This window comes from Helicobacter marmotae (assembly GCF_003364255.1).
In the GTDB taxonomy this organism is placed as follows: domain Bacteria; phylum Campylobacterota; class Campylobacteria; order Campylobacterales; family Helicobacteraceae; genus Helicobacter_C; species Helicobacter_C marmotae.
On record NZ_NXLR01000003.1, the window covers coordinates 137,556 to 149,554 of the forward strand.

The 11,999-nt window shown below is 38.6% G+C and carries 12 protein-coding genes; 11 read left to right on the forward strand and 1 reads right to left on the reverse strand.

Annotated elements, in window-relative coordinates; genetic code table 11:
- Positions 1-132: 132 nt before the first annotated feature.
- From CQA63_RS03150 to CQA63_RS03175, 6 genes are read left to right on the forward strand one after another with little or no spacing between them, the layout of a single operon-like run.
- Positions 133-1,284: a succinyldiaminopimelate transaminase gene (locus CQA63_RS03150; RefSeq protein ID WP_104699296.1), complete on the forward strand. Its 1,152-nt coding sequence runs from the start codon at positions 133-135 to the stop codon at positions 1,282-1,284.
- Entirely contained in the window at positions 1,281-2,600 is a 1,320-nt protein-coding gene (gene murC, locus CQA63_RS03155; RefSeq protein WP_104699295.1) for a UDP-N-acetylmuramate--L-alanine ligase, read from the forward strand. Before CQA63_RS03150 ends, murC begins: the two co-directional genes overlap by 4 nt.
- Entirely contained in the window at positions 2,600-2,971 is a 372-nt protein-coding gene (locus CQA63_RS03160; RefSeq protein WP_104699294.1) for a hypothetical protein, read from the forward strand. Before murC ends, CQA63_RS03160 begins: the two co-directional genes overlap by 1 nt.
- On the forward strand, positions 2,971-5,211 hold the full coding sequence (locus CQA63_RS03165) for an endonuclease MutS2 (RefSeq protein WP_104699293.1): 2,241 nt from the start codon (positions 2,971-2,973) through the stop codon (positions 5,209-5,211). Before CQA63_RS03160 ends, CQA63_RS03165 begins: the two co-directional genes overlap by 1 nt.
- Positions 5,212-5,264: 53 nt before the next feature.
- Positions 5,265-5,960: a hypothetical protein gene (locus CQA63_RS03170; protein ID WP_104699292.1), complete on the forward strand. Its 696-nt coding sequence runs from the start codon at positions 5,265-5,267 to the stop codon at positions 5,958-5,960.
- A gap of 20 nt (positions 5,961-5,980) precedes the next feature.
- Entirely contained in the window at positions 5,981-6,271 is a 291-nt protein-coding gene (locus tag CQA63_RS03175) for a DUF3240 family protein (RefSeq protein WP_104699291.1), read from the forward strand.
- A 65-nt stretch (positions 6,272-6,336) separates the two neighbouring features.
- Here the strand turns inward: CQA63_RS03175 and dcd are convergent, their stop codons facing one another.
- The gene (gene dcd / locus CQA63_RS03180) at positions 6,337-6,903 is read right to left on the reverse strand and encodes a dCTP deaminase (RefSeq protein WP_104699290.1); all 567 of its coding nucleotides are present in this window, start codon (positions 6,901-6,903) and stop codon (positions 6,337-6,339) included.
- 94 nt (positions 6,904-6,997) lie between these two features.
- Between dcd and accB the strand changes: the two genes are divergently transcribed.
- From accB to CQA63_RS03205, 5 genes are all read left to right on the forward strand, one after another.
- The gene (accB, locus tag CQA63_RS03185) at positions 6,998-7,459 is read left to right on the forward strand and encodes an acetyl-CoA carboxylase biotin carboxyl carrier protein (protein ID WP_104699289.1); all 462 of its coding nucleotides are present in this window, start codon (positions 6,998-7,000) and stop codon (positions 7,457-7,459) included.
- A 10-nt stretch (positions 7,460-7,469) separates the two neighbouring features.
- Entirely contained in the window at positions 7,470-8,837 is a 1,368-nt protein-coding gene (locus CQA63_RS03190) for an acetyl-CoA carboxylase biotin carboxylase subunit (RefSeq protein WP_104699288.1), read from the forward strand.
- 15 nt (positions 8,838-8,852) lie between these two features.
- Positions 8,853-9,545: a hypothetical protein gene (locus CQA63_RS03195; protein ID WP_104699287.1), complete on the forward strand. Its 693-nt coding sequence runs from the start codon at positions 8,853-8,855 to the stop codon at positions 9,543-9,545.
- A 7-nt stretch (positions 9,546-9,552) separates the two neighbouring features.
- The gene (gene pseC, locus CQA63_RS03200) at positions 9,553-10,695 is read left to right on the forward strand and encodes a UDP-4-amino-4,6-dideoxy-N-acetyl-beta-L-altrosamine transaminase (RefSeq protein WP_104699286.1); all 1,143 of its coding nucleotides are present in this window, start codon (positions 9,553-9,555) and stop codon (positions 10,693-10,695) included.
- 68 nt (positions 10,696-10,763) lie between these two features.
- Positions 10,764-11,999: cache domain-containing protein (locus CQA63_RS03205; RefSeq protein ID WP_115511824.1), on the forward strand; the 1,236-nt coding region annotated here is incomplete at its 3' end.

Genomic DNA, 11,999 nt, shown 5'->3' on the forward strand with positions numbered 1-11,999 from the left:
TCTAGATGCTAAACTCTAAACGCTGGAATTATTACTCTAAATTTATCTGTAACTTTAATCACCTATTCGGAGTGAATCACATTGCTATGTAATAGCTCCTTAAACCGTATAAATCACTTGAGAGGAGTTTTTGTGCTACATCAATTTCAAAGCTATCCTTTTGAAAAACTTAAAACACTCATTGCAGACATTACACCCCCACAAAATACTGAAATCTTCACACTCACCATTGGCGAGCCACAATTTCCCACACCGCAAAACATCATAGAATCTTGGCAAAATAGTGCTTCTTTGCTTAACAAATACCCCAAATCAAGCGGTGAAGATAAACTCAAAAATGCACAATTACATTTCATTAAAAATCGTTATGGCTTGCAGCTTACTCATCAGCAAATCATTCCTACCTTTGGGACGCGAGAGGTTTTGTTTAACTTCCCGCAATTCTATCTTTTTGGCAAGAGGAGCCCTACCATTGCTTATCCTAATCCTTTCTATCAAATTTATGAAGGTGCAGCTATCGCCTCAAAGGCAAATATAATCCTTATGAATCTTAGCAATGAAAATCATTTCACTCCCTCACTCACTCCAACACAACTTGAAAAAGTAGATTTAGTTATTCTCAATTCGCCAAATAATCCAACCGGCAGGGCATTAGATTTAGAATCCTTAACTCAATGGGTTTATATGGCACTCGAGTATGACTTTGTTCTTATGAATGATGAATGCTATAGTGAAATATATGAGCGTACTCCTCCGCCAAGTATCCTCGAAGCCTCAATTAAGGCAAATAATCCAAATTTTAAAAATATTCTTATGCTTAATTCTATCTCTAAACGTTCTTCTGCACCCGGCTTGCGGAGTGGATTTATCGCTGGTGATGAGAGCATTTTAAAGGCTTATAGTCTTTATCGCACCTATTTAGGCTGTGCGCTACCATTACCCCTGCAATATGCAGCCACAACCGCATGGAATGATATGCAAACACCAGAATCTATTCGCCATATTTATGCTAAAAATCTTGCTTTAGCACGGGAGATTCTAAATCTCCAAGATATTGCCCCCTATACATTCTATGTATGGCTTCAAGTCGATGATGATGAGGCATTTTGCAAATTTGCGTATGAAAAAATGGGTGTGCTTACTCTGCCGGGAAGTTATTTGGGGCGAGAAGGTCAGGGCAAAGGCTATGTGAGAATAGCCCTTGTGCATGATAATCAAACAACCACAAAGGCTCTCTATGCCCTGAAAGAAGCTATTGAACGCTATAAAGAGGAGCATATATGAAGATACATTTTATAGGCATAGGTGGTATTGGCATTTCAGGTTTGGCAAAATACCTCCATGCACAAGGTGCAAGCATTAGCGGCTCTGACATAGCCCAAGGGAATGCGACAAAGTATCTTCAAGCACAAGGCGTACCCATTAACATTCCCCACAGCCCCACAGCCATTACCGATCAAGACTTAGTGATACATTCTGCCATTATTAAGCCAGATAATGTCGAGATTCAAGAAGCTTTAAAAAAGGGTATAAAAGTCTTATCGCGCAAGAGCGCTATTGAGTTCATACTTAAAGACAAATATGTGCTTAGTGTATGCGGTGCGCATGGTAAATCCACAACAAGTGCTATGCTAAGCAGTATCTTCCCTCATTTTGGTGCTATTATTGGCGCAGATTCTAAAGAATTTCACTCAAATGTAAGGGAGAGCAAAAGTGAATATATTGTTTTTGAAGCAGATGAATCTGATAAAAGCTTTTTAAACTCCAACCCATATTATGCCATTATCCCCAATGCAGAGCCAGAACATATGGAAAGCTATAACCACGATCTTAAGGAATTTTATGGGGCATATACAGATTTCATACACAAGGCACAAAAATGCGTCCTAAACCTAAGCGATCCATTTCTTAAAAGCCTAACACATCTTAATGCCATTAGCCTAGACCCACAAAAAGATATTAAGAATGTGGAGTTTAAGCTTTGCGATGATGAGCCTCAAACAACCTTTGAGCTGAAAAATTATGGGACATTTTGTGTATGGGGATTTGGCTATCATACAGCACAAAATGCTGCTTTAGCCATTTTATGCGCTATTGATATGCAGGGCATGGGAGCATTAGAGGACATAAGGGCGAATCTTGCGCATTTTAGGGGCATTAAGAAACGTTTTGATATTATCACTAAAGGGAGTACGACTATTATTGATGACTACGCACATCACCCCACAGAAATCCAAGCCACACTTAAAAGTACAGCTATTTATAATGCGCTTAAACCCCATAGTAAAATCATAGCTATTTGGCAACCACATAAATATTCGCGCGTACTTGATAATTTAGAGGCTTTTGTTGAATGCTTTAAGGGGGCTTGTGATGAATTAGTCATACTCCCGGTGTGGAGAGCTGGAGAAGAGCATATTGATATTGATTTTGCCTCACTTTTTGCCCACTATCAGCCTACTTTTGCCACACATCTTAAGCGCAAAGGCGATAGCCTCATACTCTTTAATGACCAAACCCCTATCAAAACCCTTGAAAATGCACTTATCATCGGGCTTGGTGCGGGAGATATTACTTATCAACTACGAGGAGAAAAATAGTGGCTTATCTGATTTTTATATTGACGCTTCTACTTTTGGTTGCCCTCATTTTGCTTTTTAGCAAATATAAACAGTATCTCTCAACCAAAAATAAAACCATTTTAGGCATTTCTTTCTTACTCCTTGCTGGACTTATAGGATTGTACAACATTCTGCAAGAGCAAGAAAGCGAATATCTCAATGCCCTAAAAAGCGCTTTTATGCGAGATGAAAGTATTGAATGCACATATCAAGGAAAGTCCATTACTATAAATCAGCAAAATTTTAATTTCAGTAATGGGACAATGAGCTTTCAAGGTAAAAGTAACGCCTCTCATATTATTATCCCGCTGCAAGATTGCACTATTGCAGATAAAAATAGCTCACAATAATGCCTGCACACCAGCACTCTCAAAATCGCTATGACGCACTTATTAAACAGCTTGATTTATCTGATTTTTTAAAAACATTTAGCACATATTTTGCAAGAGAAAAAGACTTTATTTTTGAAGGTGATAGAGCATTTTATGTGCAGATTCTAAAAGAGCTTGATAACTCCCAATTCTCCCCTCCTCCCAATCTCGCACCACTTGGTAACTCACTTTTGCATTTACAAAAATATGGGGTGTTGAATCTAGAAAATATCTTTTTGTTTATGCAAATTATGCGCTATTTTCTCTACCTTAAGTCATACATTACAGAATCCACCCCCCACACCAAAGCATGGCTTGATAAGATTCTCTTCCCTCAAGCCATCATAGAGTTAGAAAAGACTTTTGATAGTAAAGGGGATTTAAAAGAGGGCATATACCCTGATATTGATATGCTTAAATCCCATATCACACAGAACAAAACGCATATACAAACCCAACTTAAAAATATTTTACACTCATCTGCCATTGCGCCCTATCTTGTGGATAAGAGCATACATTATATCAATGAGCATGAATGCCTTTTGCTTAAAGCAGGATATACTCAAGTGATTAAAGGTATGGTGCTTGAGCGCTCTCATAATGGCTTTTTCTACCTTTTACCAGAGAGTATAATCACACTCAAAGAGCGACAAAATGCACTGCAAGAAAGCTTGCAAGCAAGCATTCATAAACTCTGCATTGCATTTTGTGAAATCCTGCAGAAACACCTCCCATTTTTAACCTTTCTTAATCACGCATTTGATAAATTTGACCATATTCATGCAAGACTTTGCTTTGCAAGACACCACAATCTCTCTTTTATCTATCAAATGTCTAAGCAAAAACACATCATCTTGCATGAATTCTCCCACCCTACACTACATGACCCAAAGCCCCTAAGTATCGCATTTAATGGTGAAATACTCATCATCACAGGTGTGAATGCTGGGGGTAAAACAATCCTTTTAAAATCACTCCTTAGTGCCTGCTTTTTGGCAAAATACCTTATACCGATGAAAATTAATCCCTACCACTCGGAGATTCCGCATTTTAAGCATATCGTAGCCATTATCTCCGACCCACAAAATAGCAAAAATGATATTTCTACATTTGCAGGAAGAATGCTTGAGTTTAAAAAGATTCTTAATACTCCCAATCTCCTGCTTGGCATAGATGAAATTGAGCTAGGTACAGATGCAGATGAAGCAGCAAGCCTTTATAAAGTCCTGTTAGAACATTTACTCCATAATCATGCAAAGGTCGTTCTTACCACACATCACAAGCATTTAAGCGCCCTTATGGCAAACAACCCTAGAGTGCAATTATGCGCAGCAATGTATAATGTAGAAGCTCAAAGACCACTTTTTAGTTTCCTTGATGGGAGCATTGGTAAAAGCTATGCTTTTGAGAGTGCTCAAAGATATGGAATCCCTCCTAGCATTATCAAGCAAGCTAAAGCCGTCTATGGCACAGATAAAGAACGTTTAAATGAGCTTATTGAACGCTCAAGCGAGTTAGAAATCACACTGAAGCAAAAACAATTACAGCTCCAATCTCAAATCGCAGAATATGAGGCTAAAATACGCTCTCTCAAAGCCCAAGAAGAAGAACAAAAAGAGGCATTTGCCAAACTCAAATATGATTTAGAATCTACCTATCAACAAGCCACCCAAACACTCAAAGCAGCCCTCAAATCTAAAGAAAGTAAAGACATACATAAAGCATTTAATCAATCTCACAAGATTCTCAAACAAAGCAACCCTGAAGCACCATCAAACCCAAATACCCATACATTTAAAGTCGGTGATTATGTAAAATACAAAAATACAAGAGGGAAAATCCTTAATATCAAAGATTCAATATGTGTTGTAGAGCTTGAAAGTGGATTCAAACTTAAAGAATCTATAGCAAATCTCAAGCCCTCATATAGCACATATCAGCCGCCTAAACCCAAACATAACTTTCAACATAGCAAAAGCATGAATGTCAATCTTGATTTGCATGGTATGCGAGGCGATGAGGCATTAGAGAGGCTTGATGAGTTTTTATCTGATGCACTCATTGCCGGCTATGATGAAGTGTTCATATACCATGGCATTGGCGGTGGGATTCTAAGCAAACTTGTATATGACTATCTCAAGCAACACCCCAAAGTCCTCTCCTTTGAAGATGCCCCCGCACAAATGGGAGGCTATGGTGCCAAAATAGTGAAGTTGTGAGCATTGCTCTCTTTGTGTTATAATCTACTCCACCTCCATAGCAAAGGATTTTTATGACGTTTTTTGAAGTAAATATCCCCCCTATCCCTAATGATGTACATATCCACCATATAGCACACACTCCCATACTCAAGCGTGCCAAAATACTCATTATTGTTGTTTGTTTATTAAACTTCTCCCTTGTTGGCTTAAGTGTGCTTGAAGAGCTTCATCAAAGCCATAATCTCAGCCATAATCTCTCATGGCTGCTTTCATACGCAGATATTATTACCTCTCTCTCATTTATCGCCCTAGCTATCGCTTGCTTTTATCTCTCAAAATTAAGCCTAAGAAAGCGCTTATTTCATCTATGTATCATATCTTTTATACTGATTGTGCTTACTTATTGTATGCTTTGGCTATTTGGAGAGCAAAATACCCTCATTATAAGCATTGGCTCGCTGATTTATTCGCTTTTCAATCTCTATATTTCATGGCAGGGTGCAAAAGAATTAAGCTTTATTACACATGATCATTTCTTCTTTAAAGGTGCAAAAATTTCTATCGCTTCTCTTATTCCTTTATTTGTCGCATTATTTACCATTTTACTTGGATTAAATGTCGAAAACTCAGCCATTGCCGTATTAGGTGCTATCATAGGCGTAGTTGGCATAGTTTGTATGTTTGCAGGCGTTATAATGCTTATTATCGCTATTTGTCGTATGCGGCAGATTATTGCCTATGGTGAGGGCATATCTAACCCTCTTTAAGAAAGATTAAGGATATATTTATGGAACAGCTAAGTGTTGATATTTATTTTAAAGCCACACTTAAAGATGCGATTGTAGATATGCTTTTAGAAGATGGCTATAATGACTTTTTTTATATTCGATGTGCGAAATATGCCTCTATCTCACTTCTCAAAAGTGCTACAGAGCAAGTGAGTGGTCGGCAAGAGTATGGGCTTTTTAGATTGTTTTTAGATGAGCAGGATACGCAATTTGTGGTAAATAAGCTCCTCCAAGCTTTTGGCAAAACAGATTTAAGAATCTTCACCCATTATGTGAAACCCATATCCTAAGATTTCCCCATAATGAAACAATTACCAGAAATAAGACCAGAATTTGTTAAAAACAATCCCCCTAGCTATTTCATAACTTTAGGTAACGTAATGCCCCTTTGCCCTTGATATTTACCCCGCTTGTCTTTATAACTTACCGCACATGTCTCATCTCCCTCTAAAAACAGCACCTGCGCGATACCCTCATTAGCATATATCTTTGCAGGTAGGGGAGTGGTATTTGAAATCTCAATAGTAATATGTCCCTCAAACTCTGGCTCAAAAGGTGTAACATTAACGATGATTCCACATCTTGCATACGTACTTTTACCCAAGCAAATTGCCAACACATTACGTGGGATTCTAAAATATTCCACCGTGCGCGCAAGGGCAAAGGAATTGGGAGGCACAAGGCAAAAGCCCTCTTCTTGCGCATTAACCTCCACCACATTCCGTTCATCAAAAGATTTAGGATCAACAAGTGTCGCCCCGATATTAGTAAAAATCATAAATTCACTTCCCACACGAATATCATAGCCATAGCTTGAAAGCCCATAACTGACAATATTTTTACCTATTTGCTTTTCACAAAATGGCTCAATCATACCCTTTTGGCTCATCTCCTTAATCCATAAATCTGACTTCAAGCCCATAGCTGACCTCACTTTTATTAAGATTTTTGTTATTTCTTTAGAAAATCGTGTTATTATAACAGATTAAATCTACCCAATAAAGGAAAGGCGCGAAATGAATCTACAAGAAATTAAAAAGATTATGGAGCTATTTGATAATAGCGACATCGCAAAGTTTGAGCTCAAACAAGAAGGTTTTGAGCTTAAACTCCAAAAAACTGGATGTAATATTACCCAGCCCATACCCCAGCAACCCGCACCACAAACGCTCACCGCTCCAGCCCCAGCTGCACTTGAGGCACCCATTCCAACACCCCAAGCAAATAATGACACAAGCGGGCATTTTATCACCTCTCCAATGGTAGGAACATTCTATCGTTCCCCTAGCCCGGGTGCGGCACCTTATATAAATGTAGGAGACACCATTAAAAAGGGGCAAACCGTGGCTATTATTGAAGCGATGAAAATTATGAATGAAATTGAGGCAGAATTTGACTGCAAAGTTATATCTATCGAAGTAAATGATGGACAACCCGTAGAATTTAACACTAATCTCATCAAAGTCCAAAAACTTTAAGGCTAACTCAATGGATATAAAACAACGAAACATACAGAAGATTCTCATTGCAAATCGCGGTGAAATTGCTCTCCGTGCCATTAGAACCATTCAAGAAATGGGAAAAGAAGCTATCGCTATTTATTCTACCGCTGATAAAGACACATATTATCTTGATGTCGCAGATTCAAAAATTTGTGTAGGTGGAGACAAATCAAGTGAAAGCTATCTCAATATCCCAGCCATTATGAGTGCAGCTGAGCTTTTAAAGGTTGATGCCATTTTTCCGGGGTATGGGTTTTTAAGTGAGAATCAAAACTTTGTTGAAATTTGCTCTCATCATGGCATAGAATTTATTGGTCCAACCGCTGATGTAATGGTGCTTATGAGCGATAAATCAAAAGCCAAAGATGTAATGAAAGAAGCGGGTGTACCCGTGATACTGGGAAGCGATGGGGCACTTAAAGATTATAAAGAAGCACAAAAAATAGCCCAAGAAATTGGTTATCCCGTGATTTTAAAAGCTGCAGCCGGTGGAGGTGGCAGAGGTATGCGCGTGGTTGAAAAGCCAGAAATGCTTAAAAACCTCTATCTCGCAGCAGAATCTGAGGCTGTAAGTGCCTTTGGTGATGGCACCATTTATATGGAAAAGTTCATACGTAACCCCAAACATATTGAAGTGCAAATCCTTGCAGACAAACATGGCAATGTAGTACATATTGGCGAACGCGATTGCTCCGCACAAAGACGGCAGCAAAAACTTATTGAGGAATCTCCAGCTGTAGTGCTTAAACCTGAAGTGCGCCAAAAGCTTCTCCAAACCGCTGTAAGGGCGGCTCAATACATTAAGTATGTAGGGGCAGGAACATTTGAATTCTTGCTTGATGCGAATTATGAAGACTTCTATTTTATGGAAATGAATACGCGTTTGCAAGTAGAGCATACCGTGAGTGAAATGGTCAGCGGACTTGATTTAATTGAATGGATGATTCGTATCGCAGAAGGCGAAAAGCTACCCCCACAAGAAAGCATTACATTTAATGGGCACTCTATTGAATGTCGTATCACAGCTGAAGACCCAGAAAAATTCTATCCATGTCCGGGCAAAATTACAAAATGGGTATCGCCCGGAGGTGCAAATGTGCGTCTTGATACCCATGCTTATGGTGGATACATCGTGCCTATGCACTATGATTCTATGATTGGCAAGCTTATTGTCTGGGGTGAAAATAGACAAGAAGCCATTAATCGTATGCACAGGGCATTAAAGGAATTTTGCATTCAGGGAATTAAAACAACGATTCCTTTCCATATAAAGATGATGAAAAATCAAGATTTTCTTGCATCAAATATTCATACCAAATATTTGGAACAAAATATGCTTGATTCTGAGCAATAAAGGCAAGGAGTGCGCATGAAGATTACCAACCATACACAGCAAGTCGCTCAAGAGGAATTTAAAAACAAAGCCCTCAACGGGGCAAGTTTGCAGAAAACAAAAGATACTTCAAATGCAAAAATCAAACATAATGCAATGGATACAAATGATATACACAATAATCCATCGGCACAACAAATTAAACAAATCAATCTTGATATTGGCAAATTACAAGTAACACAAAAATCACTTAAAACTATGGAATCAGATGCGAAAAAATATGCCCAACTCTCAGAAGAATATAAAGAAAATTCTGACAAAACAGAGCAAATGAGTATGAAAAAAGAAATGTCCATACTGAAAAAGAATATTGAATCTATCTATAAAAAAGCAACCTTTGAAGGACAAAACGTCTTTAGTAAAAATATCAAAGATAGCAATGAGCAAGTAATCTTCCATGCGCAAAAACTCAATATGAATTTGCTTAATGCCAACCCAGATGAATTTTATGGCACATTAAAAGAGCAGCAAACGCAAATTAAAGACGCACTCCAAACGCTCCAAACACAAGCACAAAACAGCACTGCCAAACTTACCTTAGATAACACAAACAATAAAGATGTGCAACATACCGATAGCTCATTTTTGAAAAAATTTAGCTCGCTTTTCCGTGTCTCACACGATACGCAAAAACTTAATAGCCATCGCGTACAAGAGCTTTTGATATAAACCATTAATGATACCCTATAGCACTCAATTTATCGAGCAAGATGATATAGATGCTATATGCGCTGCCCTCCATTCCACTCACCTTACACAAGGTGAGCTTACACAAAGATTTGAATCTGCCCTATCTCATACTTTTAACGCCCAGTATGCCATAAGTTTTAACTCCGCGACTTCAGCCCTTTATGCCCTCTATGGAGCATTTATACACAAGTATTTTCCCCAAAGCCTTACTCAAAAGCAAGATATATATTTTATTACAAGCCCTATTAGTTTTGTAGCCACGACAAATATGATGCTACAATGGGGGATTAAACCTATCTTTTGTGATGTCAAAGATGATGGCAATATCGATGAGCAAGCCCTTGCCACACTCCTTGCCACACACCCCAAGCAACCTCAAATCAAAGCCATAGTAAGTGTAGATTATGGAGGTAAGAGTGTAGAGATTGAAGCATTGCGCACTCTAGCCACAAAGTATAATCTCTTGCTTTTTTCAGATAGCTCTCACTCACTTGGTGGAAGTTACAATGCCCAACCCATCGGCTCACTTGCTGATGCAACTATTTTTAGCTTCCATGCGCTTAAACCCATCACCACAGCAGAGGGCGGGGCACTCCTTACTAATGATGAGCAATTAGCCCACTATGCACGGCTTTTATGCTCACATGGTGTAGAAAAAAAGTCCTTATGGAATTATGATTGCACCTTAGTGGGTATGAATTTACGTTTAAGCGAATTAGGTGCAGCCCTTGGTCTTAGCCAGCTTAAAAAACTAAACGCCTTTATCGCTCATCGCCATAAAATTGCTTTATTATATGATGAGGCATTCAAAAACAACCATAACTTTAGCACTATCCCTATAGAATCGCATATTCTAAGCTCTCATCATCTCTATCCTATTCTCCTCTATCCACATCTATGGTGTCAAAAGGAAAGTATTTTTCAAACCCTGCAGGCTCAAGGCTTAGGCGTACAAGTGCATTACAAACCTATCCATCAATTTAGCCTCTACAAAAAGCTTTTAGGTGAGATAGACCTCCCTTGTGCGCAAAGATTCTATCTCTCTACGCTCTCCATACCTTGCCATCAAGCTCTAAGTATGCAACAAGCCCAAAATATTATTGAAATAATCCGCCAATACGTAAAATAAGAACTCTTTTTATTAACTTTCTTTAGATAGATACCTAATCAATAATTTTTCTTAATCAGGGGATAATAATGTTTAAAAATCTTTCACTCAAAAATAAAATCATACTGCTTGTTCTAGGCGCAACCTTAAGTTTTGCCGTGCTCATGGTGCTTGTCTTTATTGATGAAAAAAGATTAGCCAAAGCAAGTGCCACACTTGTGCATGAGATTATTCAAACAGAAATAGAGCAAAAGCTAAAACTCTCTACAGATTCTCTAGCCCAAGCCCTTGGCACATTAGTAGAAGGAAAGGCAGAGGTAGAACAAATCGCTATCATTGCCCAAACCATCGAAGACTTTCGCTTTGAAAGTGATAAATCAGGATATTTCTTTGCTTATAAAGAATATACCCCTGTAGCTCACCCCACGCGCAAAGATCTCATAGGTACATCTCTTGCCCAAACAAAAGATGCAAATGGTGTATTTTATGTCAAAGAGCTCTATCAAAGTGCCCAAAACCAAACACCAGAAGGAAAGTTTGTGCATTTTCACTTTTCAAAACCCAAGCCCGATGGCTCTTTAAGCAATGCTCCTAAAATTGCATATGCCACACTCATACCCCATACTGAAAATATCTGGCTCTCTACAGGCGTGTATGTCGATACCCTAGAGAATTATGCCAGTGAGCATTCACTCTCTTTTATCGGGCTAGTAAATAGCACATTAAGCGAAGCGCTTATCGGTGGTTTGGCTGTGTTTATCATTATTTTTCTCCCTTTAAGTGTGCTTTTTTACCGCCATTTAATCCAAAGCGTCAAAGTCCTTAGTCGCAACATGTATGTGTTTTTCCAATACCTTAACCATAAGATAGAGCATATAGAGCTTATACCCCTAGCGGGCAAAGATGAGCTAGCCCAAATTGCAAATGATATACAAGAAAATGTAGCACAAATTGCAAAAGGACTAGAAAAAGACAAAGAGCTTGTGGCACATTCCCTTGGGGTAATTGGGCGGGCAAAAGAAGGCTATGCTGATAGGCTTATTGAACTTAAAGCAAACAACCCACAGCTAAATGATTTACGAAATATTGTAAATGAGCTCTTAAATCTTCTTATGTCTGGTGTGGGCAAAGATTTGCATGAGATTAATAGAGTCTTTGACTCCTACACTAAGCTTGACTTCACTACAGAAGTAAAAGATGCCAATGGTAGAGTAGAAGTTGTTACTAACACTCTAGGACAAGAAATACGTAAAATGCTCCAAACCAATTCTGACTTTGCCCATACACTCTCACATGAATCTCAAAGCCTCCAAGAAGCCGTAAAT